The sequence below is a fragment of the Streptomyces sp. NPDC093097 genome (genome assembly GCF_044754325.1).
Lineage (GTDB): Bacteria > Actinomycetota > Actinomycetes > Streptomycetales > Streptomycetaceae > Streptomyces.
Genome location: NZ_JBIVOW010000022.1, coordinates 57,429 through 83,643 on the forward strand (window position 1 = coordinate 57,429; position 26,215 = coordinate 83,643).

Sequence of the window (26,215 nt, forward strand, 5' to 3'; positions counted from 1 at the left end):
CAGTGGCATGGGCGCGACGAGCAATCGCCCGTGTTTCGCACGAGGCATGAGACGTCGCACGCAACTGCGACAAGGGTCGAAGAGGAGCTGCCGTGACTGCGATCTCTCGGGGGGAGACCCCCGCACCCGAGGGGCTGCGCTTTGTGCATCTGGGCTTCGGGCCGGACGCCGTCGAGTACGGAGCGGCATGGCAGGAGCAGCGCCGCATCCACGCCGCCCGGTTCGCCGACGAGGTCCCCGACACCTGCCTGCTCCTGGAGCACCAGGCCGTCTACACCGCGGGACGGCGGACCGCCGACGACGAGCGCCCCCTGGACGGCACCCCGGTCGTCGACGTGGACCGCGGCGGGAAGATCACCTGGCACGGCCCCGGCCAGCTGGTGGGCTACCCGATCCAGAAGCTGCCGCGCCCGGTCGACGTGGTCGCGCACGTCCGGCGGCTGGAGGAGGCCCTGATCCGGGCCTGCGCCGAGTTCGGCGTGGAGACCACCCGGGTCGAGGGGCGCAGCGGGGTGTGGGTGCTGGGCGACCCGGAGGACCGGCGGCCCGCCGTCCCCGGCCTGACGCTCGACTTCGACCCGCGGCCGGCGGACGAGGAGTTCGACCCCCGGCTCAACGGGCCCGAGTACGCGCCCTCCAACGCCGGCCAGCGCGGCGAGGACCGCAAGCTCGCGGCGATCGGCATCCGCGTCGCCAAGGGCGTCACCATGCACGGCTTCGCGCTGAACGTGAACCCCGACACCACCTCGTTCGACAAGATCGTGCCGTGCGGCATCCGGGACGCCGGCGTCGCCTCGCTCTCCGGCGAACTGGGCCGCGAGCTCACCATCGCCGACGTGCTGCCGGTCGTCGAGAAGCACCTGCGGGACGTCCTGGAGAACGCCGACCTCCTCCCCCGCGCGGTCTGAGGTCCACCCCGCGGCCTGCCCGCGGGAATGCCACTCTCGCTGTCGAGGTTGGCCCTGCACCACCCCACGCGTGGATTCGCGTGCGAATTGACGGGCGTACCCTGGTGTACGCCGAAGAATCGAAGTTGTTAGGGAGCCGGCGTGTCCGCAGTCGCACCCGACGGACGCAAGATGCTGCGCCTGGAGGTCCGCAACAGCCAGACCCCCATCGAGCGCAAGCCCGAGTGGATCAAGACCCGGGCGAAAATGGGTCCCGAGTACAACCACCTCCAGGGTCTGGTCAAGAGCGAGGGCCTGCACACGGTCTGCCAGGAGGCGGGCTGTCCCAACATCTTCGAATGCTGGGAGGACCGCGAGGCGACCTTCCTCATCGGCGGTGAACAGTGCACCCGCCGCTGTGACTTCTGCCTCATCGACACCGGTAAGCCGCAGCCCCTGGACCGCGACGAGCCGCGCCGGGTCGCCGAGTCCGTGCAGACCATGGGCCTGAAGTACGCCACGATCACCGGCGTCGCCCGTGACGACCTGGAGGACGGCGGTGCCTGGCTCTACGCCGAGACCGTCCGTCAGATCCACGCCGCGATGCCCGGCACCGGCGTCGAACTGCTCGCCCCCGACTTCAACGCGGTCCCCGAGCAGCTCGCCGAGGTCTTCTCCTCCCGCCCGGAGGTGTTCGCGCACAACGTCGAGACGGTCCCGCGGATCTTCAAGCGGATCCGCCCCGGCTTCCGCTACGAGCGCTCGCTGGACGTCATCACCAAGGCCCGCGAGGACGGTCTGGTCACCAAGTCCAACCTGATCCTGGGCATGGGCGAGACCCGCGAGGAGATCAGCCAGGCGCTGCAGGACCTGCACGAGGCCGGCTGCGAGCTGATCACGATCACCCAGTACCTGCGCCCCTCCGTGCGGCACCACCCGATCGAGCGCTGGGTCAAGCCGCAGGAGTTCGTGGAGCTCAAGGAGGAGGCCGAGGAGATCGGCTACGCCGGCGTCATGTCCGGCCCGCTGGTCCGCTCCTCCTACCGCGCCGGGCGCCTCTACCAGCAGGCGATCGAGCGGCGCGAGGTCGAGGCGGCCAGTCAGGCGGTTTGACGCGCCCGCCGCGCCGACTTGTGAAGCGTGGCACATGCTTGAGAGACGCGGCCCACACTCCCCCAGGCAGGGGGCGTGGGGGCCGCGTCAACGTTTCGTTGGTGTTTGACCGGCAGGTCATCCGTTGGTAACACCGTTCGGTGACGATGGATGGACGCACCGCTCGACACCTCCCGCACGCGTCCCTGCTTGTTTCCGTTCGTCCGAGGGAGACCATCACCATGGAGGCCGCGCCGCTCAGCGCCACCCCCCGCCCCATCCCCTCCGTCACCGGTGCCCTGCGCGCCATCGAGGCCGTCCTGCTGCGCAGCGGCCAGCGCACCGCCCGCCGCAACGCCTGGACATCGGTCCTGGAGGACCGCCGCCGCGCCAAGGACCGGCACGACGCCGAGTACGTCCTGGAGGCCGCGGCCACCGGTCGTCCGCACGCCACGTAAACTTCGCTGTATGGCGAGGCAGTCAAACTCAACCGGCGCTGGCGGCGCTGAGAACCCCGGGCGGCTCAAGCAGATCGCCCTGACCTACAAGATGACCCGTCGGGTCGATTCCAAGGTCGGTCTTGTCGTCGCTGGCACGGGCATCGTCGTCTTCGGCGTGCTCCTCGCCATCGGCTTCCTGATCGGCCACCCCGTCTACGCGGGCATCCTGGGCTTCGTCCTGGCGTTCCTCGCGATGGCGATCATCTTCGGACGGCGCGCCGAGCGGGCGGCCTTCGGGCAGATGGAGGGCCAGCCCGGCGCGGCGGCCGCCGTCCTGGAGAACGTCGGCCGCGGCTGGACGGTGACCCCGGCCGTCGCGATGAACCGCAACCAGGACGTGGTGCACCGCGCCGTCGGCAAGGCCGGCATCGTCCTGGTCGGCGAGGGCAACCCGAACCGGCTGCGCGGGCTGCTGGGCGCCGAGAAGAAGCGCATGGCACGCACCGTCGCCGACGCCCCCGTGCACGACGTCATCGTCGGCGAGGGCGAGGGCCAGATCCCGCTCAAGAAGCTGCGCACCCACCTGCTGAAGCTCCCGCGCGTGCTCCCCGGCCCCCAGGTGACGGCCGTCAACGACCGGCTGCGCGCGCTCGGCGACCTGATGAGCAACATGCCGGTCCCGAAGGGCCCGATGCCCAAGGGGATGCGGATGCCCAAGGGTGGCGGCAAGATGCGCTGATCCCGGCGCGCCCCGTACGAACGGCTACATGACGGTGCCCCCGAGGTGATCCTCGGGGGCACCGTCATGTTTTGGCTTCCGGCAGGGTCCTGCTCGTCGTGCTCACCGCTCGTCCGCGCGGGGGCCGCCCGGGGGGCCGGGGGGGCCGCTCCGCGACCGGATCCGTCACGGCCGAGGGGCCGGGACGGGGCGGAGGGGGCAGGTCCGGTGGAACGGATCAGATCCGCACCTGGACCGCGCGGCTGAGCCGGTCGTGCAGCCCCCGGCCGTCCCGGTCCCAGATCACCGCCGGGACGACCAGGACCAGCAGCACGGTCCTCAGCACCACCCGCGGCAGCGTGATCCGCCCGCCGCCCTCGGAGACCACCCGCAGCCCCAGCAACCGCTTGCCGGGCGTGCAGCCGACGGTGCCGACGGTCAGCACGCTCAGCACCGCGAACACCGCCAGCGCCCAGTTGCTCGTCGACTGCGGCTTGCCGCCGCTCAGCAGCCCGTACGCGATGAGCAGGCAGAGCGCCCAGTCGATGAAGAGCGCGCCGAAGCGGCGGCCGACCCGGGCGATCGAGCCGGGGCCCTCCTCCGGGAGGCCGAGCCGCTGCCCGCGGTATCCGAAGTCGACACCCATGTCCTCGGCCGCCGCCCGGGGCCCGGACATCCACGATCCGATTGCTTGCCTGTTGTCCACCCGTCCACGGTACTGCGACCGCATACGTTCCCCGGGCGGCGGGCCCCCGGCGGTGACGGGGCCCGGCGGGCGCCCGGCGACCGTTCGGCAGCCGCCCGGCGCCGCCCGCCGCAGCCGCCGCCAAGGCGCCCGACGGGCCGCCCCGACGGCCTTCCACAGCGGCCTCGCAGCGGCTGTCGCAAGGGCTCCCCGGAGGCGCACACTGGGGGGTGAGATCAACAGCGCGCCGGTTAACCTCGGCGAAACAAATGGGTCATGCTTGGGAAATCCCGCCTGCCTATGGTCGGGCGAGCGCGCCTGGGAATGGGCCGCGCTCCGAGTCGCAACCCCGCGTCCGCCGAGCGGTGCCCGGGCTAGGAGGAGTTGGATGTTCCAGAACGCCGACGACGCGAAGAAGTTCATCGCGGATGAGGACGTGAAGTTCGTCGACGTCCGTTTCTGCGACCTGCCGGGCGTGATGCAGCACTTCACGATCCCCGCTGCGGCGTTCGACCCGGACGAGGAGCTGGCGTTCGACGGTTCGTCGATCCGCGGTTTCCAGGCCATCCACGAGTCCGACATGGCGCTGCGCCCGGACCTGTCGACGGCCCGCATGGACCCGTTCCGCCAGGAGAAGCACCTCAACATCAACTTCTTCATCCACGACCCGATCACGGGCGAGCAGTACAGCCGCGACCCGCGCAACATCGCCAAGAAGGCCGAGGCGTACCTCGCCTCCACCGGCATCGCGGACACCGCGTTCTTCGGTCCCGAGGCGGAGTTCTACGTCTTCGACTCGGTCCGCTTCGAGACCTCCGCGAACCAGGGCTTCTACCACATCGACTCCGAGGCCGGCGCCTGGAACACCGGTGCCGTGGAGGACAACCGCGGCTACAAGGTCCGTTACAAGGGCGGTTACTTCCCGGCCCCGCCGGTCGACCACTTCGCCGACCTGCGCGCCGAGATCTCCCTGGAGCTGGAGAAGTCCGGCCTCCAGGTCGAGCGCCAGCACCACGAGGTCGGCACCGCCGGCCAGGCGGAGATCAACTACAAGTTCAACACCCTCCTCGCCGCCGCCGACGACCTGATGCTGTTCAAGTACATCGTCAAGAACGTCGCCTGGCGCAACGGCAAGACCGCCACCTTCATGCCCAAGCCGATCTTCGGTGACAACGGCTCCGGTATGCACGTCCACCAGTCGCTGTGGCAGGGCGGCCAGCCGCTCTTCTACGACGAGCAGGGCTACGCGGGCCTCTCGGACACCGCCCGCTACTACATCGGCGGCATCCTCAAGCACGCCCCGTCGCTGCTGGCGTTCACCAACCCCACCGTGAACTCCTACCACCGCCTGGTCCCGGGCTTCGAGGCCCCGGTCAACCTGGTCTACTCGCAGCGCAACCGCTCCGCGGCCATGCGCATCCCGATCACCGGCGCCAACCCGAAGGCCAAGCGCGTCGAGTTCCGCGCCCCGGACCCGTCGTCCAACCCCTACCTCGCCTTCTCGGCCCTCCTCCTGGCCGGCCTCGACGGCGTCAAGAACAAGATCGAGCCGGCCGAGCCGATCGACAAGGACCTCTACGAGCTCGCCCCGGAGGAGCACGCCGGCGTCCCGCAGGTCCCCACCGACCTCTCGTCGGTCCTCAACGCCCTCGAAGACGACAACGAGTACCTCCAGCAGGGCGGCGTCTTCACCGCCGACCTGATCGAGACCTGGATCGACTACAAGCGCAGCAACGAGATCGCCCCGATCCAACTCCGTCCGCACCCGCACGAGTTCGAGCTGTACTTCGACCTCTAAAGCGTGCCGGGGTGCTCGCCGCCCCTGTCGGACGCCGCGTGCGCCACGCCCTGAAGTGGCGGCGCGCAGCGGTGAGATGAGCGAGTGAGGCCGCCGCCCGGTGACGGGTGGCGGCCTCAAGCCGTACCGGCGGCCGGCCCGGGGCGCGGAGCGCTTCCGGGCCGGCCGTTTCGCTCGACTCCGCAGTGCTGCTCAGCAGTTGTCGTAGATCAGGGCGCGGACCAGGCGGCAGGTGGTGTCGGAGGGGCGGTGGACGCCGATGGCGAGGGCGGTGGTGCGGATCTTGACGTTGGTGGCCTGTGCGGGGCGGTAGGTGCCGGTGTCGAGGAGGGCTATCGCCAGGCGCATGGCCTTCAGGCGGCGGTTGTGGGATTCGTACCGCTCGCGGGGCCAGCCGGCGGGGAGCGGTTTCTTGGGCAGCGGGTGGGCCGGGAGGGGTTTCGTCATGAGTGTGGCAGCAGCCATCCGGCGGACCTCCTGGAGCTTGGGTGAACCCTCACTTACTGGTTCCCATTTTACTGCCGGGCACTGACAAAAGCCCCTGGCCAGCGGGGATTTGGGGCTCCCGGCCCCGGGGTGCGCGGGCCGGGTCAGGGGGTCGGGCGGGGGAGGGAGCGGAGGAGCTTTTTGTCGGGCTTGCCGACGGGGGTGAGGGGGATGGCGTCGAGGAGGTGGACGGCGGCGGGGGCGTAGAGGGTGCCCTTGTGGGTGGTGATGTAGGTGCGGAGGGCGGGGAGGGTGAGGTCGTCGGCCCGGTGGCCGGGGGCGGGGACGAGGGCGAGGTGGACCTCCTCGGTCTCGTCGGGGGTGCGGACGCCGTAGACGGCGGCGTGGGCGATGGCGGGGTGGGCGTGGAGGAGGTCCTCCAGTTCGGCGGGGTGGACGTGGCCGCCGACGACGATGACGACGTCCTTGAGGCGGTCGACGAGGTAGAGGCGGCCGTCGGTGTCCAGGTAGCCGACGTCGCCGGTGCGCACCCAGCCGTCGTGCAGGACCTGGGCGGTGAGGTCGGGGCGCTTCCAGTAGCCGCGCATGGCGCCGGCGGAGTGCACATGGACCTCGCCGGACTCCCCCGGGGGCAGGTCGCGGCCCTCGGGGTCGCGGACGGCGAGGGTGACGCCGGGCAGCGGGCGGCCGACGGTCATCGGGGCGTCGGGGCGGATGTCGGCGTGGTCCGCGGGGCCGGCCTCGGTGATGGACATCGCCTCGGACTGGCCGTACCAGCCGTAGAGAACCGGGCCGAACACCTCGGCGGCCTGGCGCATCCGCGGGGCGGAGGCGGTGCAGCCGCCATAGGTGATGCGGGTGAGGGAGTCGAGGTCGGTGGTGGGGAGGGTGGGGTCGTCCAGGAGGCGGTAGAGGAGCGGCGGCAGGAGCCAGAGGTGGGTGATGCGTTCGCGCGCGACGGCGGCCAGGACGGCGGCGGGGTCGAAGCCCCGGTGGAGGACGACGGTGCCGCCGGCCACGAAGGTGAGGTCGGCCATGATGCCCGCCAGGTGGGCCAGCGAGGTGCAGGCCAGGAGGCGGGGCGGATCACCGGCGTCCTCCAGGGTGGCGTGCGCGAGCATCGCGGCGAACGAGGCGTGCGTCATCCGGACTCCCTTGGGGATGCCGGTCGTTCCTCCGGTGTGGCGGATGCACCAGTCGTCCTCCGGGCGGGCCGCGCCGGCGACGATGGGGGTGGCGGGGAGGGCGGCGCAGGCGGCCGGCAGGTCCGGGCCAAGGGGGGCGGTGCCAGCGGGGAGCGGTCCGAGGGTCATGACCTGGGGGCGGGGGCCGGTGAAGCCGTCCAGGAGGGCGCGGGCGGTGTCGTGGAGGTCGGGGTCGACCAGGAGGAGGGCGGTGTCCGCGCTCTCGGCCACCGGGGCCAGGGCCTCGGCGGCCGTCCCGTCGTAGAGGAGGACCACCCGCGCGCCCAGGAGGTTGGCGGCGTAGCGGGCGGCGAGCGCCTCGGGGCGGTTGCGGCTGAGGAGGGCGACGGTCTGCCCGCGGCCGGTGCCGTGGGCGGCGAGGACGGCGGCCATGCGGTGGACGGCGGTGTGCAGGGCGCCGGCGGTGACGATCTCGCCGTCGGCCGTGGTGACGGCGGGGCGGCCCGGGTCGCGGGCGAGGGCGGCGAGGACGGTGTCGACGTAGCTGGTGAACGGCGGGCGGGCGGGCATGGCGCGCTCCTGGTGAGGGCGGAGGGAGGGAGAGGCCGGCAGGTGTGACGTTAGGCGGGCGGCGGTCATGCCTTCCACGACCAAATGCGTCATGTGGTCATGCCCTTGGGGTTATGAGGGAGGGGCGGGGCGGCGGGGTGCAGGTGGCCCGGGGGCGTGAACTGGGGTGCGGTATCCGGAACTTGGGGTTCGAGGGGGCGTTGCGGGAGCATGGCCGACACCAACCGCAAAGGATTGCCAGGTGTTTTGCGGTGAAACGTCGCAGAATCAGAGGATGTCCGACTGGGTAACCTGCGGTTCACATAAGGGCAACGGACGGGAAACGGCCCCTTGCGAGAGTGCAGCGGTACGTCCGCACGCGTACCCGCACCGACCTGCATAAGAGGACCCCGTGACCATCAAGGCCGAGTACATCTGGATCGACGGCACCCAGACGACCGCCAAGCTCCGCTCCAAGACCAAGATCTTGAAGGACGGGAGCAGGCTGCCGCGCTGGGGCTTCGACGGATCCAGCACCAGCCAGGCCGAGGGCCACGCCTCGGACCTCGTGCTCGACCCGGTGTTCAGCTGCCCGGACCCGATCCGCGGCGGCGACCACCTGCTGGTGCTGTGCGAGGTACTCCACACCGACCTCACGCCGCACTCCTCCAACACCCGGGCCCTGCTGCGCCCGGTGGCCGAACGCTTCGCCGCGCAGGAGCCGATCTTCGGCATCGAGCAGGAGTACACCTTCCTCAAGGGCGACCGTCCGCTGGGCTTCCCCGAGGGCGGCGGCTTCCCGGCTCCCCAGGGCGGCTACTACTGCGGGGTCGGCGCCGGCGAGATCTTCGGCCGGGAGATCGTCGAGAAGCACCTCGACCGCTGCCTGGCGGCCGGTCTGGGGATGTCCGGCATCAACGCCGAGGTGATGCCCGGCCAGTGGGAGTTCCAGGTGGGCGCGCTGGAGCCGCTGGAGGTCTCGGACCACATGTGGGTGGCGCGCTGGCTGCTGCACCGTACGGCGGAGGAGTACGGCGTCACCGCCTCTCTGGACGCCAAGCCGGCCCCGGGCGACTGGAACGGCGCGGGCGCGCACACCAACTTCTCCACCCGCGCGATGCGCGAGGGCTACGACGCGATCATCACCGCCTGTGAGGCGCTGGGCGAGGGCGACAAGCCGCTGGAGCACGTCCGCCAGTACGGCACCGGCATCGAGGAGCGGCTGACCGGTGCGCACGAGACCGCGCCCTGGGACAGCTACTCGTACGGGGCCTCGGACCGCGGCGCCTCGGTGCGCATCCCGTGGCAGGTCGAGGCCGAGAAGAAGGGCTACATCGAGGACCGCCGGCCGAACGCCAACGTGGACCCCTACGTGGTGACGCGGCTGATCGTGGACACCTGCTGCACGGAGCTGGAGCGGCGCGAGCAGGTGTGACGCCCGGCGCGGAGCGCGTGCGGGAAGGGGCCGGACCGGCGGGTCCGGCCCCTTCCGCATGCCCGGACGGGAGCGGGACGTGGCCAAGCGCGGGGCGGCCGGGGCCGGTTGTCGGTGGCGGGTGGCACGCTGGAGGCATGCCTGCGATCAGCGTCCCGACGAGATCCGGACCGGCCGTCTCCCGCCCGGCGGACATACCGGGTGTGCGGGGCCCCGCCGCGTCGTCCGCGGCGTGAGGCGGCACGGTCGGAGCGCGCGGGAGGGGCACGGAGTGGACGGGTCGGGGCGGATGAGCGGGAACGGCCGGGAGGCCCGGGGGCGGGGCCGGTCGCGGCGGGGGGCGCTGCCCTGGGTGACGCCGCTGTATGTGGGGGCGTTGCAGCTCGGGGCGTATGCCACCGCGCGGCTGCCGGGGCCGCGGCGCGCGGAGTTGCTGCGCACGCACTCCACCAACGTGGCCAATCTGCGCGCCGGCCGGTGGGGCACCCTGGCCACCAGCGCGGTCTTCGTGGAGGCGCCGCTGCCGGCGGCGTACGGCGCCGCGCTGCTGGCGACGCTCGGGACGGCCGAGGCCCGGTGGGGCGCCGGGCGCGCGGCGGCGGTGTTCGCGGCCGGGCACGTGGGCGCCAGCCTGCTGGTCTACGCGGGCCTGCGGGCGCGCCCCGGGGGCCCGGTGGCCGCGGCGCCACCGCCGTCCGGCGCGCCCGGTGGCGCGCGCGGGGCCACCGCGCACGCCGTCGACGTCGGGGCCAGCTACGGCTCCTACGCCACGCTCGGCGCGCTGGCCGCCTGTCTGCCGCACCGCGGAGCGCGAGTGGCGGTGACCGGCGGGCTGCTGGCGCTGGGCGCGATACCGGTGGTCCGCCGCGGACGGACGTTCACCGATGCCGGGCATCTGACGGCGTTGGCGCTCGGGGTGGCCATGGGGGCCGCGCGGCGGGCGGTGCGGGGGCGGTTTTCGGCCGGTGAGCGGAAGGGCGCCCGGCGGGGCGCGTCGACAACTCCGGTACGGGAGTGGGCAGTCGGCGCCGGGGCGTCGGCTGCGCGCGGGTGGGCGCGGCCGGAGCGCGGCGGGATCGCGTCGCAGCGGGGGGTGGTGTGAAAGACAGATCAAAGGCCGTCTGGTTCAATAGGGCCATGGCCAGCCTTACAGACACCGCGACGGGTCGCAGCGACCTCGAGCCGTTCTGGCCGTCCCGGCAGGCGCACGCCTTCGACCGTCTGTGTTGCCGCGCGCACTGAGCGCGGGCCCGCATCTGATTCCTCCCGACACCGCTGACCGGTGTCCCCGGCCCTGCCCGCGCGCATGACGTCCCCGAAGGTCCCCCTGCGCGAAAGAGCTGACGTTCGATGGCCAATCTCCGTACCGTGCCCGCCGATTCCTCCACGGCCGCCGTTCCGCACCCGTCCCACCAGCGCCACCGGCTGCGCGCGGTGGCCCCCGACGAGGCCCGCGCCGCCCCCGGTGGAGCAGCGGCCGACCTCCGCCCCGGGGGGCCGCCGCGCCACAGTGCCCAGCAGGTCGCCGAGTTGCTGAACGCCGGCGCGACCTGGCTCCCCGCGCCGCAGCACAGCCTGCCCGCCCTGCCCGGGCAGCCGCCGATGGTCGGCTACCTCGTCCTGGTGCCGGCCGAGCAGACCCCCGCCCCGCCGCAGCCGCAGCCGCCCGCCGGGACCGCCCCGGCGGCCGGGACCGGCGACGCGACCGTGCGGATCGACCCCGAGCAGCGGTCCGTGCACGTCCGGGGCCGGCAGCTGGATCTGACGTATCTGGAATTCGAGCTGCTGGCCCATCTGGTCGCGCATCCGCACCGGGTGCACACCCGCGACCAGTTGGTGACGACGGTGTGGGGCTACGGGCACGTCGGCGACGGCCGCACCGTCGACGTCCATGTCGCCCGGCTGCGGCGGAAGTTGGGCGCCGAGCACCGCGGCTCGATCGTGACCATCCGCCGGGTCGGCTACAAGTACGTGCCGAGCGTCTGACCGGTCCGTGCGGGCCTCCGGCCGCTGCCCGGGCCCTGTCGTCACGCTCCTGCCGTCTGCCCGTAGGGCGGGCCGGGTGGGATCACGAGAGGGCCCGCCGGGTCACGACCGGCGAACGGGAGGGTGGCCAGGGGGCCTAGCACCATCCGCTCGGCGGTGGCCGCCAGGGCGCGCCGGTCCAGGGCGCGGTCCGCCGTGGGCAGCGCCGGGTGGACGGTGATCCGTACGGCCAGGCCGCCGGCGGCGAGCACCCGGCGCAGCGAGGCGGCGAAGGTGTCGGTGCCGCAGAAGGCGGCCACCGTGGTGGGGCGGCCCCGCTGGGTGTAGTCGACGGTCACCGGGCGGACGGGGGCGCCCGCGTCCAGGGCGGCCTGGAAGGTGGCCCGGCGGAAGGTGCCGCGGTCGGCGGTGCACCAGGTGGTGGCCTGGGGGAAGACCGCCACCGAGCGGCCGGCGGCCAGCACTTCGGCCAGTTCCCGGACGGTGCCCGGGAGTTGGCGGGGGTGGGTGCGGTCGATGAAATGCGTCCCGGCGTGGCGGGCGAGGCCGCCGACCACCGGCCAGCGGCCGACCTCGCGCTTGGCGAGCAGGGTGGTGGGTTCGACGGCGAGCAGGGCGACGATGTCGAGCCAGGAGATGTGATTGAGCACGACCAGGGTGCCCGGGGCGCCGTCCGCGCCAGGGGCGCACTCCCCCGGCGCGACGAGCGGCCCGGGCTTCCGCTCCGTATCGGGTGCCGATGGCGCACCGCCCACCGCCAACGGGGCCGCGGCGTCCGCCCGTTGGACGTCCAGTCCGACGCCCAACGCCGCCAGCAGCGTCCGGGCGTGCGTCCGGAGCCGTACCGGGTCCGCCAGGCGCGGGCCGTCCGCCAGGGCGCGGCCCGTCGCCCCGCAGAACGCGGCGGCGCGGCGGGCCCGTCGGGAGAACGGGACGGGCGGGGCGGCGTGTGCGGCGCAGCGCGGGGTGCAGACCGGGCGGACGTCCCAGGGGCCGTTCACCGCTCCCCCAGGAAGAAGCGGCGGTAGCGGTCGCCGAGCCGCTCGATGTCCAGGACGGTGAAGAAGTCGGCGGCCCCGAAGTCGGGGTCGTGCGCGGGCGCGCCGCACAGCCAGGCGCCGAGGCGCAGATAGCCGCGGAGCAGCGGCGGGAGCAGGGCGGGGGACGGGTTCTCCGGCAGCGGGACGGTGGGGTGCCAGGGGCGGCGCGGGCTGACCAGGAAGGCGGCCGGCGCGGTGTGGCGGGTGCGGGCCAGGGCCCAGGCGTGGGCGGCGGCGGTGCCCCCGTCGGCGAGCGGTACGGAGGCGCAGCCGGCGAGGTAGCGATGGCCGGAAAGCAGTGTGTAGCGGGCCAGCGCGGCCCACATCCGGTTGATGACGGCGCCGTTGCGGTGGTCGGGATGGACGCAGGAGCGGCCGGCCTCGACCAGGGCGGGGCGCACCGCGTCGAGGGCGGTGAGGTCGAACTCCCCGTCGGAGTAGAGATGTTGGGCGCGCCCCGGGGGCAGCAGCCGGTAGGTGCCGACGACAGCGCCGGTGGGGTGGTGGAGGACGACGAGGTGGTCGGCGAGGTCGTCGACCGGGTCGATGTCGTGGCCCGGCAGCGGGGTGTCGAGGGTGGCGCCCCACTCGTCGCCGAAGACCTGGTGGCGCAGGCGCTGGGCGGCCCGGACCAGGGCGGGGGTGTCGGCGATCAGGGCGGTGTAGTCGGGGGCGGCGGCCGGGGCGGAAGCGGCGGGGCGGCCGGCGGGGGTGGTCGGTGCCGTGCTCATCAGGGCCTCCGTGGGTGGTGCGGGCCCGCCCCCTGCGGGGTGCGCGGCCCAAGGACCTGGTTCTCCTACGCGGCAGACTGTCCTCCCGCCCGCGGGCCGGGTGTGTGAAGCCCAGGGAGCGTACGGATGAGGGCCCGCGGAACACTGGTCGCCGCGGCGCGGGGCCGGCGGCGAGGCGGCGAATTCCGGCCAACCGGCGGGGCAATCGGGCGGGAGCCCGGGCCCCGGTATGCCGCCGCCCCTCGCCAACGGGCCGCGCGGAGGGGCGAGTTCCGCCGGTGGAACGCGCCCCCGCGCGCCGCGTACGCTGACCGGCACAGCTCACGCGAGTAAGGGGAACCATGGGCACCGCAGCCGACAAGGAATGGCTCTACAGCCTCGACATCTCCGACGCCGTCTGGCAGCGCCCGCCCGGCGACCCCGACGCGGAGGCGGTGGAGATCGCCTTCCTGGAGGGCGGCGCGGTGGCGATGCGCAACTCCACCGACCCCGATGTCGTCCTGCGCTACACCGAGGCCGAGTGGCGGGCGTTCGTCCTGGGCGCCCGGGACGGGGAGTTCGACCTTCCGGGCTGACGCCCGCCGCCGGGCCCGCGCGGGCGCGCTCACCCGTCCTGGGTGGGCCCGGCCACTCGTCCGGGGCGGGCCCGGCCACCGGTGACCCGCACCGGATTCACTCGTTCCACCGAACGTGGAGCAGCAGCACGCGGCAATCCCGCGCCCGGACCGCGCCTCCCCCGTCGGACATGCCGGCGGCGGCGAGTCGATCGACGTCGAGCAGGCCGAGGCGGCCCTGATCGAGCACTACCCCCGGCTGGCCCGGCTGGCCTATCTGGTGCTGCCACCGGGCCCGAACCGCGGCCGGCGGGTGCTGGCCGCGCATGCCGTGGTGCAGCGGGCGCTGCCCCGGCGGACCGGTACCGGGGGCAAACTGCCCGCCCAGCGGGGCGGGGACCCGGCCGTCGATCCCGGTTACGCCCTGATGCGGCTGCGGGTGCTCCAGGTGGCGCTGGCCGCCGGGCGGCGCAGGTGGCGGGCGCCGGCGTCGCTCCCCCAGGTGTGGGGCCTGCGGCTGTTCCCGCGCTCCGGCGGCGCCGACGAACTCGCCCTGGACCAGGCCCTGTCGGCGCTGTCGGGGCCGGCCCGGGCGGCGTTCGTGCTGCGCGATCTGGAGCGGTTGTCGGTCCAGGAGACGCGGCGGGTGCTGGAGGCCGCGGGGGTCGCCGACGCCCGCGCGGCGCTGATCGGGGCGGAGCGGGCCGCGCTGCCGGCCGGGAGCCGGGACCGGGCGCTGCTGGAGTCGGTGGAGTTCGACCCGTGCGCCCTCCATGCCCGGCCGACGGACCTGGTCCGGCGGCGCCAGCACGGCCGGGCGGCGCTGGCGGCGGGGGCGGCGGTGCTGGTGTGCGGGGCGCTGCTGGGCCTGCCGGGCGGGGGCTGGGGCCCGAGCGGGGCCGCGGCCCCGCCGGACGCCCGCAACGCGGCGGCCGAGGCGGCCCTGGACCCGGGCCGGCTGGCGGTGTCGTCGCCGACCGCCTGGAAGAGCGCGCCGCGGCCGGACTTCTCGGCCTGGCCGGCCCGCGGCGACCGGGTCCGGGACAAGGCGCTGCTCCGGCGGGCGCTGGCGGTGTGGGCCCGACCCGGTACCCGGGTGCCGGTCTCCGCGACGCCCGGCACACCCACCGGCCCCGCGGCCGGACCGCCCCAACTGCTCTTCGCGGGCGTGGTGGACCACGCCGTGGTGGTGCTCCTCCACGACGGGCTGCGGGTGGTGCGGTACGCCGAGCCGACCGACGGCCAGGGGGAGGGCGACGGTTCCGGGGCGGCGCTGGACTTCGCGCGGACGGACGGGGCGGCGGCGGACTCGGCGAGCGTCCTGGTGGTGGGCCGGACGTCGGGCAACGCCCGTTATCTGACGGCCCCTTGGGTGACGTCGGTGCGGCTGGTGGACCTGCTGAAGCCGGGGGCCGCGGGCCAGCCGATCACCGTGGGTGCGGACGGTCTGACCGCCCCCGTCCCGACGCCGCGCCCCGAGGGGACGTGCGCGGCCTGGCCCGCTCTGAGGGTCGGCGGGCGCCTGGACGGGCAACCGGGCGGCGTGCCGAACGCGCGGCCCGGTGGCGAGCTGCTGGCCGACCTCGGCGAACTGGCCCCCGCCCGGCTCACGTACGGCCCGCCGGACGCGCCGGCCTCGGTGTCCGGGCCGGAGGGGCGGACGGCCTGGGCACGGACCGCGTGCCAGCTGCCCGTGCTCCGCGGGCAGGGCGTGCGGACGGTGAACGCCTGGCGGTTCGCCCAGCAGTTGCTCCCCGGGGGCACGGAGAACGCGGCCTGGCTGTGCACCCGGGCGGAGACCTGGCGCGGGGCCGGCAGCCGGACGATGACGCAGTTCCAGGTGCCGCCGCCGAGCGGCCGTCCGTACCCGACGGGTGCGGTGACCGCCCGCGCCGACGGCGGTACGGCATGCGGCCCGCGGGCGCCCCGGGTGCTGTCGGGCGTGCTGTGGAAGAGCGCGGTGGGCCGGTGGTGGCTGCTGGCGGCGGGCAGCGACCAGATCACGTCGATCACCGCGAGCGGCGGGGTGCGGGCGCAGGCGTCCGGCCGGCTGCTGGCCGTCCCGGCGCCGGCGGGCACCCAGGCCGACCTCAAGGCCACGCTGACCGACGGCGGGACACTGCGCGCGCTGCACTGAGCCGCGGGACGGGGGGCGGGCCGAGGAACGGGAGGGCCGCGTCCGGGCCGGGGGCGGCGCCGGGCCCGCCCCTCGTCCCCTTCGGCGTCCCCGTCCCCGCTGCCGCGCCCCCGGTTAGGCCACCTTTTCGTCGCCCAAGGGGTATCGGCATTCCTTACTCTCAAGTACGTTGACGCCATGTCTAATACGGCCTCGCTGCGGCCCCAGCCGGTCGCGTCCGAGCACACACCGCTGAAGGCCCGGAACGTGGCCTTCGACTGGGCGAACACCCCTCTGCACTGGATACCCGGCGATCCGGCCAGCACCCACACCATCAACGTCCTGCACCTGCTGCTGCCGGCCGGCGAGCGCTGGTTCGTGCACGTCTACAAGCAGGTGCTGCCCTACGTCCGCGATCCCGAACTGCGCGCCGACGTCATCGGGTTCATCGGCCAGGAGGCCATGCACGCGCAGGCGCACGACGACGTCCTGCCGCACCTGAAGGAGCGGGGCCTGGACCCGACCCCGTACACCGCGCAGGTCGACTGGTTCTTCGAGAAGCTGCTCGGCGACCGGACGCTGCCCCCGGGGCGGGCCCGCACGTGGTGGCTCATGGAGCGGGTGGCGCTGATCGCCGCCATCGAGCACTACACCGCCTTCCTGGGCGACTGGGTGCTCAACGCCGCGGCCCTGGACGCCAAGGGGGCCGATCCGACCATGCTCGACCTGCTGCGCTGGCACGGCGCCGAGGAGGTCGAGCACCGCTCGGTGGCGTTCGACCTGTTCATGCACCTGGACGGCGGCTACCGGCGACGGGTGCGCACCTGGGCGTCGGCCTTCACCGCGCTGGTGTTCCTGTGGCAGCGCGGCACCCGGTTCTTCATGGAGAACGACCCCACGCTGCTCGACGGGAAGGCCGGCGTGAAGGAGTTCGTACGGGGTGGCCGGCAGGGCGTCCTGCCGACCACCGGGGCGGTCGCCCGCTCCATCCCCCAGTACTTGAGCCGCACCTACCACCCGTCGCAGCACGGGAACACCGAGCAGGCCCTTGCCTACCTCGACCGTTCGCCGGCCGCGACCGCCGCCGCCCCCGGAGGAGCCTGAGATGTCCGCGCCTGCCCGTCCTTCCCTGTCCGCCGGCCGCGGCGGCGCCTCCCGTGAGCGCCTTCCGCTGCCGTCGCCCCGTAGGGCCGCGGCGCCGCTCAACGCCCTGCCCGGGGGCGGCCGTTCGCGCCTGGGCACCGTGCTGGTGATCGCCGGGACCGCCCTGCTGGTCCGGCGGGCCCTGCGCCGGCGGATCCGGCGGTCGCCGCTGTGGCCGCTGCCCGCGCTGGAGCAACCGATCTCCGGGCAGGGCCGCGACGCGGTCCGGGCGACGGACCGGGCGGAGCGCGCGGCGCCGCTGCGGCTGCGGGTGACCGAACGGACGGTGGCTGCCGAGGGCGTGGTGGCCCTCCGCCTGGAGGGCGAGCGGCTGCCCGACTGGGAACCGGGCGCGCACCTCGATCTCGTCCTGCCCTCGGGGACCGTGCGGCAGTACTCGCTGTGCGGCGAACCGGCCGACGCCGTACGGGCGGACGGCGGGGCGTACACCATCGCGGTCCGGCTGATCGAGGACGGCCGGGGCGGCTCCCGGGAGGTGCACGAGGCGCTCCGTACGGGCATGACGGTCGAGGTGCGCGGTCCCCGGAACCGCTTCCGGTTGGAGGACCACCACGCCTATCTCTTCATCGCGGGCGGCATCGGCATCACCCCGATCCTCCCGATGGTGCGGCAGGCCGAGGCGGAGGGGGTGCCCTGGCGGCTGCTGTACGCGGGGCGGTCGCGGGCGTCGATGCCGTTCCTGGAGGAGGCCGAGAAGCTGGCCGGGGGCGGCGGCGCGGACGCTTTCGGGGGCGGTGGCGCGGCGGCAACCGCCCCCGAGAGCCGCGCTGTTGCGGGTGGCGGGCGGTTGACCGTGGTGGCGGAGGACGAGGACGGGCGGCCCGATCTGGCCGCGGCGCTCGCCGACGCGCCGCCGCACGCCGCTGTGTACTGCTGCGGCCCCGAGCCCCTGATGAACGCCGTGGCCGAGCTGCTGCCCGACGGGCCGGAGGGCCTGACCCTGCACACGGAGCGGTTCGCGCCGGCGGCGGGCAGCGGGGCCGCTTCGGGCACGGGGGCCGTACCGGGTGACGAGGTGCCGTTCGAGGTGGAGCTGCGCCGGACCGGCCGCACGGTGACGGTCCCGGCCGGCACCAGCGCGCTCCGCGCGATCCGCGAACAGGCCCTGCCCGACCTGGCGTACTCCTGCGAGCAGGGGTTCTGCGGCACCTGCCAACAGCGGGTCCTGGCCGGTGAGGTGGACCACCGCGACGAGCTCCTGACCGATGCGGAACGCGAGGACTCGGCGCTGATCTGCGTGTCCCGGGCGAGGCCGGGGACGGGGCTGGTGCTCGACCTGTAGGCGCGAGCGGGACCGGTGGGCGGCGGGACGGACCGCGGCCCACCGGTCCCGTGCCTCCGCCGCTCCCGTCCTCCGCCACTCCCGTCCTTCGCCAGCCCCGTCGTTCGCAGGTCAGGTCGGTCGGCGGTCCCGTCGTCCACAGGCGCCGTTCCGCGGTGGTGGTGCCGCGGGGCCGGTCGTTAGGGTGGGCGTATGACGACCGGGGCACGCCGCAGGATGGGGGTCGAGGAGCGACGGGAGCAGTTGATCGCCGTCGCGCTCGGCCTCTTCAGCCACCGCTCCCCCGAGGACGTCTCGATCGACGAGATCGCCGAGGCGGCCGGCATATCGCGCCCGCTGGTCTACCACTACTTCCCCGGCAAGCAGCAGCTCTACGAGGCCGCGCTGCGGCGCGCCGCCGACGAGCTGACCGCCCGCTTCACCGAGCCGCGCGAAGGCCCGCTCGGCGCCCGGCTGTTGCGCGTCATGGAGCGCTTCTTCGACTTCGCGGACGAGCACGGGCCCGGCTTCTCGGCCCTGATGCGCGGCGGTCCGGCGATCGGCTCGACCCGCGCCGGCGCGATGGTCGACGGGGTCCGGCAGGCCGCCTACACGGAGATCCTCGCCCACCTCGACGTCCAGGACCCTTCTCCGCGGCTGGAGTTGGTGATCCGCTCCTGGATCTCGCTCGCCGAGACCACCGCGCTGCTGTGGCTGGACGGGCGGCGCCTACCGCGCGCCGAGCTGGAGCGCCAGCTGGTGCACGACTTCGCCGCGCTGGCGGCGGTCAGCGCCGCGTACGACGCGCGGATGGCGCAGGTGGTGCGCCGGATGCTGGCGGACGAGCCCGCGGACGGGATGTTCGCGGACCTGGTGGGCCGGCTGCTGCAGCTGCCGCAGGCGGCCTGACGCCGAGCGGGGCCGGGGCAACGCCCGTACGCCGCCCGGCAGAAGCCGGTCCGGTGCCGGTCCGGCGCCGGTCCGAGGTCGGCCTCCGGGAGGGGAGATCGGCCGTGCCAGGATCCGGGCATGGACGAGATCACTTACCGGCTCGCCGAGGCGGGGGACGACCCGGCCGTACTGGTCGGCCTCTATGACGCGGCGGCCCGGTGGATGGCGGAGCACGGCATCGACCAGTGGAAGCCGGGCGACAAGGACGAGGAGCACTTCCGGCGGTGGATCGCGGAGGGGGAGGTCTGGCTGGCGGAGGCCGCCGGGCGGGTCGTCGGCGGCTTCGAACTGTGGTGGCGGGACGAGCCGGCGTGGGGCCCGCAGCCGCCGGTGGCGGGGTATGTGCACCGGCTGATGGTGGACCGCTCGTGCGCACCGGCCGGGACCGGGCGGACGATGCTGGCCCGGGCCGAGGCGCGGATCGCGGAATCGGGACGGGCCTGGTCGCGCCTGGACTGCCTGGCGAACAATCCGCGGCTGCGGACGTACTACGAGGGGGCGGGCTATGCGGTCGTGGGCGCACAGCCGTCGAAGGAGGGGAACGGGGGGAGCCGGTATGCGGTGACGTTGTTGGAGAAGCGGGTGGGGTGACGGGGGTCGCGGGTGGGGCGGCCGGGGCGGGTGGCCCGCCGCCCCGGCCGCCACCGCCGCCACCGCCGCCTCAGCCGCCTCAGCCGCCTCAGCCCTGGCGGTAGACCGCGACGGTGCGGGCCGGGACGGTGAAGGTGCCCGAGGCGGCGTCGTAGGCGGCGGTCGCGGTGGTGCGGTCGGCGCCGTGGGCCTGGAGGGGGTGCAGGGCGTAGGGCCGGCCGGCGAGGGCCGGGACGGTCTGGGACTGGCGTTGCGGGGTCGCGTTGAAGACGACGACGAGGTTCGCCAGGCGCATGGTGATCACGCCGGGGGTCTCCTGCGGGCCGGAGAGGGGGAAGGACAGGGCGGACTGGACGGCGGCGGTGGTGGCCAGGCCGAAGGCCGGTTCGGTGGCGTGGATGCGCAGCAGGTCGCGGTAGGCGGCCGAGGTCGCGGTGACGGTGGCGCAGTCCGGGCGGAGCGCCGGGTCGGCCAACAGGGGCTTGGCGTAGGGCCACTTGTCCTTGTTGTCGGCGGCCGGGGGCAGGCCGTGGCCGAAGCCGTTGTCGGCGGTGCCGCCTCGGGGGCCGTCCGCGCAGGTCCAGTGCAGGGCGTTGAACCAGTCGCCGCTGTTGAAGGAGTTGCGGTCGAGGGACTTGGAGCGCAGGAGGTCGGAGCCCGCCTGGGAGAGCGCCGGGCCCTGGGAGAGGGCGGCGGTGGCCAGGGCGAGGACCTGCATCCGGGCGCGGTCGGCGGCGGAGGTGCGCGGCGGCAGCTTGTAGGCGAGGGCGTCGTAGAGGGTTTCGTTGTCGTGGGCGTCGACGTAGGCCAGGGCGTCGCCCGGGGCGGCGGCGTAGCCGGCGGGAGCGCCGTTGTAGTCGACCTGGGAGCCCTTGACCCGGTGCCCGGTGGTGTCGGTGAAGGTGTAGTCGGCGAGGTTGCCGGTGAGGCCGAGCTTGATGAGGTCCTGGTAGTGGAGGAGGCGGTCCCGCTGGGCGGCCGCATCGCCGTTGGCGGCCGAGGAGTTGGGGTCGACGAAGAGGCCGGAGGCGAAGCCCTGGACGCGGGGGTCGGCGTCGAAGGGGCTGCCGCCGCGGACCGCGTCGCGGGCCCGGTCGCTGAAGGTGGCGATGCCGGTGCCGGCCATGTTGCGCTGGGTGGCCTGGACGAAGCGGGCGTCGTCGGCGATCTCGCCGAAGTTCCAGCCCTCGCCGTAGAGGATCACGGACTTGCCGTCGACGCCGTCCCGGGCCGGGGTGAGGGCGTCCAGGGCCTTGCGGACGGCGAGGATGCCGGCCTTGGGGTGGTGGCCCATGAGGTCGAAGCGGAAGCCGTCGACCTTGTACTGCTTGGCCCAGGTGACCACGGAGTCGACGACGAGCTTGCCCATCATGGTGTGCTCGGGTGCGGTGTTCGAGCAGCAGGTGGAGGTGGCGACGCTGCCGTCGTCCAGCAGACGCTGGTAGTAGCCGGGGACGATGCGGTCGAGGACGGAGTGCGGGTCGTTCGGGCCGCTGGCGGCGGTGTGGTTGTAGACGACGTCCATGACGGTGCGCAGGCCGATGCCGTTGAGGCCCTGCACCATGCGGCGGAACTCGACGGTCCGGGCGGTTCCCGAGGGGTCGGAGGCGTAGGAGCCCTCCGGGACGGTGTAGTGCAGCGGGTCGTAGCCCCAGTTGTAGGCGTCCCGGTCGGCGGTCTTGGTCACGCACTCCTGCTGGCGCGTGGAGTCCGGCGGCAGGGCGGGCAGGTCGCAGTCCGGGCGCCGCTGGTCGGCGCGGCGTTCGGGGACGGAGGAGAAGTCGAAGGCCGGCAGCAGGTGGACGTGGGAGGTGCCGGCCGCGGCGAGCGCCCTCAGGTGCCGCATGCCGGCGGAGGCGGTGTCGGTGAAGGCGAGGTACCGGCCGGGGTGGTGCGAGGTGCGGTCCGCGATCGAGAAGTCGCGGAGGTGCAGCTCCTGGATGCGGGCCCGGCGCAGCGGTACCGGCGCCGGTTTGCGCAGCGTCGCCCAGCCCTTGGGGGCGAGCCCGGGGGCGGCCAGGTCGACGACGAGGCTGCGGGCGGAGTCGGTGGTCAGGGCGGTGGAGTACGGATCGGTGACCGCGTTGGTGACGGTCCGGGCGGTGCTCGGCGTCCAGACCGTCACCAGGTAGCGGTACGGCTTCCCGGTCCAGTCCCGGTCGCCCCGGACGCTCCACACCCCGGTGGTGTCGTCGCGGCGCATCGGGACGCGGCGGCCGGCCAGTTCGAGGGCGACGGTGGCCGCGGTGGGGGCCCAGACGGAGAGGGTGGGGCGGCCGTCGTGGAACACCGGCCCCAGGGCGGCGTGTCGGGCGCGGGCGCCGTAGAGGTCGTCGAGGACGCCGGGGATCTGCACCCCGGTGGTGCGGTAGCCGTCGGGGGTGCGCTGGGTGGCGACCAGGCGCTCCCGGAGGGCGGTGGGGGCCAGGGCGCGGTCGCGGGGGTCGACGGCGAAGGCCGGATAGCCGGTCAGGTGCGGGTAGGCGGCCCGTTCGGCGGGGGTGAGGGTGGTGGGGGTGAGCCGGAGGCGGCCGGTGTGCTGCGCGTCCTCACCGAACTCCAGTTGGGCGGCGCCCTGTTGGGCGCCCTTCCAGACCACGGTGGTGCGGTCGATCCACTGGGCCTCGGCCTTGGCCGGGTCGCCGGAGGGGGCCGCCTGGGCGCGGGACTGCGGCGGCAGGGCCAGTACGGCGGCGCCGGCGAACAGCGCGAGGAGGGCGGCGATCCGGCGGCGGGCGCGGTGCGCGGTGGAGGGCATGGCCCCTGGTTCTAGCCGCGATGGACGGTTGCTGCAAGACCTTTCGCAAGAGATTGCAACGGTGTGACGTTCCCTGGCGAGCCGGTCCGGCCGGCCGGAGGCCCACTCGCGGTGGTCCCTACGCGCCCGGCCGGCCGGACCGGCCGCGTGACGGGGAATCAGTTCGGCGCCGGGCCGGTGGAGCCGCGCACCACCAGCTCCGGCTGGAAGACGAACTCGGTGCGCTGGACGGGGTTTCCCTGGATCTCCTCGACCAGCGCGCCCACCGCGGCGGTCGCCATCGCCTGCACCGGCTGCCGCACCGTGGTCAGCGGCGGGGCGGTGAAGGCGATCAGCGGGGAGTCGTCGAAGCCGACGACGGAGAGACCGCCGGGGACGTCGATGCCCCGCTGCCGGGCCGCGCGCACCGCGCCCAGCGCCATCAGATCGCTGCCGCAGACGATGCCGGTGCAGCCGTCGTCCAGCAGGGCGGCGGCCGCGGCCTGGCCGCCCTCGACGCTGAACAGGGTGTGCCGGACGCGCCGTTCGGCCTGCCCCCTCGTCAGGCCGAACGCCTCCTCCAGGGCCGCCGCGAAGCCCTCCGCCTTGCGGCGGGAGGGCACATAGCGGGCCGGTCCGACCGCCAACCCGATGCGCCGGTGGCCCAGTTCGGCGAGGTGGCGCACGGCCATCCGGGCCGCGGCGCGGTCGTCGGGCGAGACGCAGGGCGCGTCGACCCGCTCGTTGTAGCCGTTGATCAGGACGTAGGGCACGCCCCGGGAGGTGAGCCGGGTGTAGCGGGAGGGGTCGGCGGCGGTGTCGGCGTGCAGACCGGACAGGAAGACGATGCCGGTGACCCCGCGCTCCTCCAACTGCTCGACGAGTTCGTCCTCGGTGGCCCCGCCGGGCATCTGGGTGCACAGGACCGGTGTGTAGCCGTGGCCGGCCAGGGACTGCTCGATGATCTGGGCGAAGGCCGGGAAGATCGGGTTGGTCAGCTCCGGGATGACCAGGCCGACCAGTCCGGCGCTCCGCCGCCGCAGCCTGACCGGGCGTTCGTAGCCGAGGACGTCGAGCGCGGCGAGCACCCGCTGACGGGTGCCCGCCGCCACGCCCGCCCGGCCGTTGAGGACACGGCTGGCGGTCGCCTCGCTGACCCGCGCCTGGGCGGCGATGTCGGACAGGCGCGGGGCGGATCGGGGGTTCGGCCGGGTCACTCCTCCCACCAGATCGTGGTGTCGGCCGGGATTTCACGAAGTTCGAAATCTTCGGGATTTCCGGGAATTCCGTTGTCCTGCCGGGCGTTGGACGGTTGACGGGCGGACGAGAGGGAGGAGACGGGGGATGCGTCGGGGGACGGCTCGGCGGCCGCAGTGGCCGCGGTCGGGGCGAACGGCGCCCGGGAGGAGAGGAGTCGGCGGGCGGGCGGCAGGGTCAGCCGGACGGCCTCCGCCGTGGTGTTCACCGTGCAGATCAGCCCGCCGGGGCGGCGGAAGGCCAGCACCCCGTCCGGGGCGTCCAGCCACTCGACCGCCTCCCCCGCGCCGAGGCCGGGATGGGTGCGGCGCACGGCCAGTGCGCTGCGGTACAGCTCCAGGGTGGAGGCCGGGTCGCCGGTCTGGGCCTCGACGGTGAGCGCAGCCCAGTCCTCGGGCTGGGGCAGCCAGGTCTCGCCGCCGCCGAAGCCGTACGGGGGGCGGGTGCCGCTCCAGGGAAGCGGTACGCGGCAGCCGTCGCGCAGGCCGTCCTGGCCGCTGGCGCGGAAGAAGGACGGGTCCTGGCGGACCTCGTCGGGGAGGTCGGTGACCTCGGGGAGGCCGAGTTCCTCGCCCTGGTAGAGGTAGGCCGAGCCGGGCAGTGCCAGCATCAGCAGGGTGGCGGCGCGGGCGCGGTCGAGGCCGCCGCCGAGGCGGGTGCGGTGGCGTACGACGTCGTGGTTGGACAGGACCCAGGTGGCCGGTGCGTCCACGGCGCCCAGGGCGGTGAGGGAGGTGTCGATGCTGGCGCGGAGGTCGCCGGCGTCCCAAGCGGTGTTCAGATAGTGGAAGTTGAAGCCCTGGTGGAGTTCGTCGGGGCGGACGTAGCGGGCGAGCCGCTCGACGGAGGGGGCCCAGGCTTCGGCGACGCCGATCCGCTCCCCGGGGTACTCGTCGAGGATCGTGCGCCAGGAGCGGTAGATGGCGTGCACGCCGTCCTGGTCGAAGAAGGGGAGGACCTGTGAGCCGATCATGCGGGCCTGTGCGCCGCGGCCGATGTCGGGCAGACCGGGGGCCTTGACCATGCCGTGGGCGACGTCGACGCGGAAGCCGTCCACGCCCAGGTCGAGCCAGAAGCGCAGGATGGAGCGGAACTCGTCCTGGACGGCCGGGTGGTCCCAGTCGAAGTCCGGCTGTTCGGGGGCGAAGAGGTGGAGGTACCACTCCCCGTCGGGCAGCCGGGTCCAGGCGGGACCGCCGAAGACGGACTCCCAGTCGTTGGGCGGGAGTTCGCCGCCTGGGCCGCGGCCCGGGCGGAAGTGGAAGCGTGCGCGGTGGACCGATCCGGGGCCCTCGGCGAGCGCGCGCCGGAACCACACGTGCTGGTCGGAGCAGTGGTTGGGGACGAGGTCGGTGATGACGCGAAGACCGAGGCGATGGGCCTCGTGGAGGACCGCCTCGGCGTCCGCCAGGGTGCCGAAGAGGGGGTCGACGGCGCGGTAGTCGGCCACGTCGTAGCCGGCGTCGGCCTGCGGGGAGGCGTAGAAGGGGCTCAGCCAGACGGCGTCCACGCCCAGGTCGCGCAGGTGGGCCAGCCGGCCGCGGATGCCCGGCAGGTCGCCCATGCCGTCGCCGTTGCCGTCGGCGAAGCTGCGCGGGTAGATCTGGTAGATCACCGCGTCGCGCCACCACGCGGTGGCCGCCTCGGCCGGGGCGGGCGCGGCGGTGGGCGCGGCCGACGGCGCCCCGCCGGCCGAAGCGGCCCTGGCGGCGGGGACGTTCTCCGGCTCCGGGTGCCCGGCGGGAGCGGTGTCGGGGGTGGCGGTGTGCTGTCGGGTCATGTCATCCCTTGGTGGTGCCGGCGGTCAGTCCGGCGACGAGGTGACGCTGGGCGAAGGCGAAGACGAGCGCGGCCGGTACGGCGATGAGCACGGCGGCGGCGGTCATCGAACCCCAGTCGTTGGTGTACTGGTTGACGAAGGTCTGGAGTCCGCCGGCGAGGGTGAGGTTCTCCTCGCCGGTCATGAAGGCGGAGGCGTAGGCGACCTCGGCCCAGGCCGTGACGAAGGTGTAGAAGCCGGTGACGGCCAGGCCGGGGCGGGCGAGCGGGAGCACCAGCCGCCAGAAGGTGCCGAACGGGTTGAGGCCGTCGACCCGTCCCGCCTCGTCGATCTCCACCGGGATGGTGTCGAAGAAGCCCTTCATCATCCAGGCGCAGAACGGCACCGCGATGGTGAGGTAGGTGAGGACGAGGCCGGCGGGCTGGTTGAGCAGGCCGAGGCCGGCGAGCAGGTTGTAGAGCGGGACGATCAGCACGGCGACCGGGAACATCTGGGTGATCAGCAGCAGCCACATCAGCGGGCGCATCCCGGGGAAGCGGAAGCGGCTGACGGCGTAGCCGGTGGTGGCGGCGATGAACACCCCGATGACGGTGGTCAGTCCGACCACGACCACGGAGTTGCCGAACCAGGTGAGGAAGGAGGTACCGGTCAGGACGTGGGTGTAGTTGTCGAGGGTGAAGTGGGTGACGAGGCTGGTGGTGAAGGCGTCGTTCTTGGGCTTGAAGGAGGTCACCAGCAGCCACAGCGGCGGGAAGACCGCGATGACGGTGGCGAGCGCCAGGGCCAGGTGCAGTCCGACGGAGGCCAGCGGGTGCCGCTCGGAGCGGGAGCGGGGACGGGTGCGCGCCATG

General features: G+C 74.1%; 23 protein-coding genes. 14 read left to right on the top strand and 9 right to left on the bottom strand.

The window, feature by feature from the left end:
• Positions 1 to 92: 92 nt before the first annotated feature.
• The 4 genes from lipB to ACIQE0_RS30445 all read left to right on the top strand — a co-directional run bounded on the left by lipB (position 93) and on the right by ACIQE0_RS30445 (position 3,158).
• Complete coding sequence (gene lipB, locus ACIQE0_RS30430) at positions 93 to 908, top strand: lipoyl(octanoyl) transferase LipB (protein WP_384099952.1); 816 nt, start codon at positions 93 to 95, stop codon at positions 906 to 908.
• A 141-nt stretch (positions 909 to 1,049) separates the two neighbouring features.
• On the top strand, positions 1,050 to 2,000 hold the full coding sequence (gene lipA, locus ACIQE0_RS30435) for a lipoyl synthase (RefSeq protein WP_366331901.1): 951 nt from the start codon (positions 1,050 to 1,052) through the stop codon (positions 1,998 to 2,000).
• A 221-nt stretch (positions 2,001 to 2,221) separates the two neighbouring features.
• Entirely contained in the window at positions 2,222 to 2,437 is a 216-nt protein-coding gene (locus ACIQE0_RS30440; RefSeq protein WP_366331902.1) for a hypothetical protein, read from the top strand.
• A 10-nt stretch (positions 2,438 to 2,447) separates the two neighbouring features.
• Positions 2,448 to 3,158 carry a DUF4191 domain-containing protein gene (locus ACIQE0_RS30445; protein WP_366331903.1) on the top strand — a complete coding sequence of 237 codons (711 nt, stop codon included), beginning with the start codon at positions 2,448 to 2,450 and terminating at the stop codon, positions 3,156 to 3,158.
• Positions 3,159 to 3,375: 217 nt separating this feature from the next.
• Here ACIQE0_RS30445 and ACIQE0_RS30450 read toward each other — a convergent pair whose 3' ends face one another.
• Positions 3,376 to 3,843, bottom strand: coding sequence for an RDD family protein (locus tag ACIQE0_RS30450; RefSeq protein ID WP_366331904.1), 468 nt, complete (start codon positions 3,841 to 3,843; stop codon positions 3,376 to 3,378).
• A gap of 367 nt (positions 3,844 to 4,210) precedes the next feature.
• On the opposite strand from ACIQE0_RS30450, the gene glnA reads away from it, so the two are divergent.
• Complete coding sequence (gene glnA, locus ACIQE0_RS30455; RefSeq protein ID WP_402338315.1) at positions 4,211 to 5,620, top strand: type I glutamate--ammonia ligase; 1,410 nt, start codon at positions 4,211 to 4,213, stop codon at positions 5,618 to 5,620.
• Positions 5,621 to 5,812: 192 nt separating this feature from the next.
• On the opposite strand, the gene ACIQE0_RS30460 is transcribed toward glnA, so the two are convergent.
• Positions 5,813 to 6,085 carry a hypothetical protein gene (locus tag ACIQE0_RS30460; protein WP_366331906.1) on the bottom strand — a complete coding sequence of 91 codons (273 nt, stop codon included), beginning with the start codon at positions 6,083 to 6,085 and terminating at the stop codon, positions 5,813 to 5,815.
• A gap of 125 nt (positions 6,086 to 6,210) precedes the next feature.
• Entirely contained in the window at positions 6,211 to 7,782 is a 1,572-nt protein-coding gene (locus ACIQE0_RS30465; protein WP_402338319.1) for an AMP-binding protein, read from the bottom strand.
• A 391-nt stretch (positions 7,783 to 8,173) separates the two neighbouring features.
• Between ACIQE0_RS30465 and glnII the strand changes: the two genes are divergently transcribed.
• The 3 genes from glnII (at position 8,174) to ACIQE0_RS30480 (ending at position 11,182) form a co-directional block, all read left to right on the top strand.
• A complete protein-coding gene (gene glnII / locus ACIQE0_RS30470; protein WP_402338321.1) occupies positions 8,174 to 9,196 on the top strand; it encodes a glutamine synthetase in 1,023 nt (340 codons plus the stop codon).
• A 352-nt stretch (positions 9,197 to 9,548) separates the two neighbouring features.
• Positions 9,549 to 10,298 carry a rhomboid-like protein gene (locus ACIQE0_RS30475; RefSeq protein WP_402338324.1) on the top strand — a complete coding sequence of 250 codons (750 nt, stop codon included), beginning with the start codon at positions 9,549 to 9,551 and terminating at the stop codon, positions 10,296 to 10,298.
• Between the two features lie 248 nt (positions 10,299 to 10,546).
• Positions 10,547 to 11,182 carry a winged helix-turn-helix domain-containing protein gene (locus ACIQE0_RS30480; protein WP_402338327.1) on the top strand — a complete coding sequence of 212 codons (636 nt, stop codon included), beginning with the start codon at positions 10,547 to 10,549 and terminating at the stop codon, positions 11,180 to 11,182.
• A gap of 41 nt (positions 11,183 to 11,223) precedes the next feature.
• Here the strand turns inward: ACIQE0_RS30480 and ACIQE0_RS30485 are convergent, their stop codons facing one another.
• Both ACIQE0_RS30485 and ACIQE0_RS30490 read right to left on the bottom strand, forming a co-directional pair.
• Positions 11,224 to 12,183, bottom strand: coding sequence for a lysophospholipid acyltransferase family protein (locus ACIQE0_RS30485; RefSeq protein ID WP_402338330.1), 960 nt, complete (start codon positions 12,181 to 12,183; stop codon positions 11,224 to 11,226).
• The gene (locus ACIQE0_RS30490) at positions 12,180 to 12,953 is read right to left on the bottom strand and encodes a GNAT family N-acetyltransferase (RefSeq protein WP_402338333.1); all 774 of its coding nucleotides are present in this window, start codon (positions 12,951 to 12,953) and stop codon (positions 12,180 to 12,182) included. The genes ACIQE0_RS30485 and ACIQE0_RS30490 overlap by 4 nt, the downstream gene beginning before the upstream one ends.
• Before the next feature lie 341 nt (positions 12,954 to 13,294).
• On the opposite strand from ACIQE0_RS30490, the gene ACIQE0_RS30495 reads away from it, so the two are divergent.
• From ACIQE0_RS30495 to ACIQE0_RS30520, 6 genes are all read left to right on the top strand, one after another.
• Positions 13,295 to 13,528: a DUF397 domain-containing protein gene (locus ACIQE0_RS30495; protein ID WP_366331913.1), complete on the top strand. Its 234-nt coding sequence runs from the start codon at positions 13,295 to 13,297 to the stop codon at positions 13,526 to 13,528.
• Between the two features lie 115 nt (positions 13,529 to 13,643).
• A complete protein-coding gene (locus tag ACIQE0_RS30500; RefSeq protein WP_402338336.1) occupies positions 13,644 to 15,644 on the top strand; it encodes an RNA polymerase sigma factor in 2,001 nt (666 codons plus the stop codon).
• Positions 15,645 to 15,821: 177 nt separating this feature from the next.
• On the top strand, positions 15,822 to 16,727 hold the full coding sequence (locus ACIQE0_RS30505; protein WP_366331915.1) for a metal-dependent hydrolase: 906 nt from the start codon (positions 15,822 to 15,824) through the stop codon (positions 16,725 to 16,727).
• A gap of 1 nt (position 16,728) precedes the next feature.
• Positions 16,729 to 18,069, top strand: a complete 1,341-nt coding sequence (locus tag ACIQE0_RS30510) for a PDR/VanB family oxidoreductase (protein ID WP_402338339.1) — start codon at positions 16,729 to 16,731, stop codon at positions 18,067 to 18,069.
• 192 nt (positions 18,070 to 18,261) lie between these two features.
• Positions 18,262 to 18,957, top strand: coding sequence for a TetR/AcrR family transcriptional regulator (locus tag ACIQE0_RS30515; RefSeq protein ID WP_402338342.1), 696 nt, complete (start codon positions 18,262 to 18,264; stop codon positions 18,955 to 18,957).
• A 120-nt stretch (positions 18,958 to 19,077) separates the two neighbouring features.
• The gene (locus ACIQE0_RS30520) at positions 19,078 to 19,590 is read left to right on the top strand and encodes a GNAT family N-acetyltransferase (protein ID WP_366331918.1); all 513 of its coding nucleotides are present in this window, start codon (positions 19,078 to 19,080) and stop codon (positions 19,588 to 19,590) included.
• A gap of 88 nt (positions 19,591 to 19,678) precedes the next feature.
• Here the strand turns inward: ACIQE0_RS30520 and pulA are convergent, their stop codons facing one another.
• The 4 genes from pulA to ACIQE0_RS30540 all read right to left on the bottom strand — a co-directional run bounded on the left by pulA (position 19,679) and on the right by ACIQE0_RS30540 (position 26,214).
• Complete coding sequence (gene pulA / locus ACIQE0_RS30525) at positions 19,679 to 22,348, bottom strand: pullulanase-type alpha-1,6-glucosidase (RefSeq protein WP_402338345.1); 2,670 nt, start codon at positions 22,346 to 22,348, stop codon at positions 19,679 to 19,681.
• A gap of 158 nt (positions 22,349 to 22,506) precedes the next feature.
• A complete protein-coding gene (locus ACIQE0_RS30530) occupies positions 22,507 to 23,553 on the bottom strand; it encodes a LacI family DNA-binding transcriptional regulator (RefSeq protein WP_402338348.1) in 1,047 nt (348 codons plus the stop codon).
• Positions 23,541 to 25,364 carry an alpha-amylase family glycosyl hydrolase gene (locus tag ACIQE0_RS30535; protein ID WP_402338351.1) on the bottom strand — a complete coding sequence of 608 codons (1,824 nt, stop codon included), beginning with the start codon at positions 25,362 to 25,364 and terminating at the stop codon, positions 23,541 to 23,543. Before ACIQE0_RS30535 ends, ACIQE0_RS30530 begins: the two co-directional genes overlap by 13 nt.
• A 1-nt stretch (position 25,365) precedes the next feature.
• A complete protein-coding gene (locus ACIQE0_RS30540; RefSeq protein WP_366331922.1) occupies positions 25,366 to 26,214 on the bottom strand; it encodes a carbohydrate ABC transporter permease in 849 nt (282 codons plus the stop codon).
• Position 26,215: the final 1 nt, after the last annotated feature.

Excerpts from the sequence above, each read along its gene's own strand:
- ACIQE0_RS30440 (WP_366331902.1), top strand. The coding sequence starts at position 2,222 with ATGGAGGCCGCGCCGCTCAGCGCCACCCCCCGCCCCATCCCCTCCGTC.
- ACIQE0_RS30445 (WP_366331903.1), top strand. The coding sequence starts at position 2,448 with ATGGCGAGGCAGTCAAACTCAACCGGCGCTGGCGGCGCTGAGAACCCC.
- glnA (WP_402338315.1), top strand. The coding sequence starts at position 4,211 with ATGTTCCAGAACGCCGACGACGCGAAGAAGTTCATCGCGGATGAGGAC.
- ACIQE0_RS30460 (WP_366331906.1), bottom strand. The coding sequence starts at position 6,085 with ATGGCTGCTGCCACACTCATGACGAAACCCCTCCCGGCCCACCCGCTG.
- ACIQE0_RS30465 (WP_402338319.1), bottom strand. The coding sequence starts at position 7,782 with ATGCCCGCCCGCCCGCCGTTCACCAGCTACGTCGACACCGTCCTCGCC.
- ACIQE0_RS30480 (WP_402338327.1), top strand. The coding sequence starts at position 10,547 with ATGGCCAATCTCCGTACCGTGCCCGCCGATTCCTCCACGGCCGCCGTT.
- ACIQE0_RS30490 (WP_402338333.1), bottom strand. The coding sequence starts at position 12,953 with ATGAGCACGGCACCGACCACCCCCGCCGGCCGCCCCGCCGCTTCCGCC.
- ACIQE0_RS30495 (WP_366331913.1), top strand. The coding sequence starts at position 13,295 with ATGGGCACCGCAGCCGACAAGGAATGGCTCTACAGCCTCGACATCTCC.
- ACIQE0_RS30505 (WP_366331915.1), top strand. The coding sequence starts at position 15,822 with ATGTCTAATACGGCCTCGCTGCGGCCCCAGCCGGTCGCGTCCGAGCAC.
- ACIQE0_RS30510 (WP_402338339.1), top strand. The coding sequence starts at position 16,729 with ATGTCCGCGCCTGCCCGTCCTTCCCTGTCCGCCGGCCGCGGCGGCGCC.
- ACIQE0_RS30515 (WP_402338342.1), top strand. The coding sequence starts at position 18,262 with ATGACGACCGGGGCACGCCGCAGGATGGGGGTCGAGGAGCGACGGGAG.
- ACIQE0_RS30520 (WP_366331918.1), top strand. The coding sequence starts at position 19,078 with ATGGACGAGATCACTTACCGGCTCGCCGAGGCGGGGGACGACCCGGCC.
- pulA (WP_402338345.1), bottom strand. The coding sequence starts at position 22,348 with ATGCCCTCCACCGCGCACCGCGCCCGCCGCCGGATCGCCGCCCTCCTC.
- ACIQE0_RS30535 (WP_402338351.1), bottom strand. The coding sequence starts at position 25,364 with ATGACCCGACAGCACACCGCCACCCCCGACACCGCTCCCGCCGGGCAC.
- ACIQE0_RS30540 (WP_366331922.1), bottom strand. The coding sequence starts at position 26,214 with ATGGCGCGCACCCGTCCCCGCTCCCGCTCCGAGCGGCACCCGCTGGCC.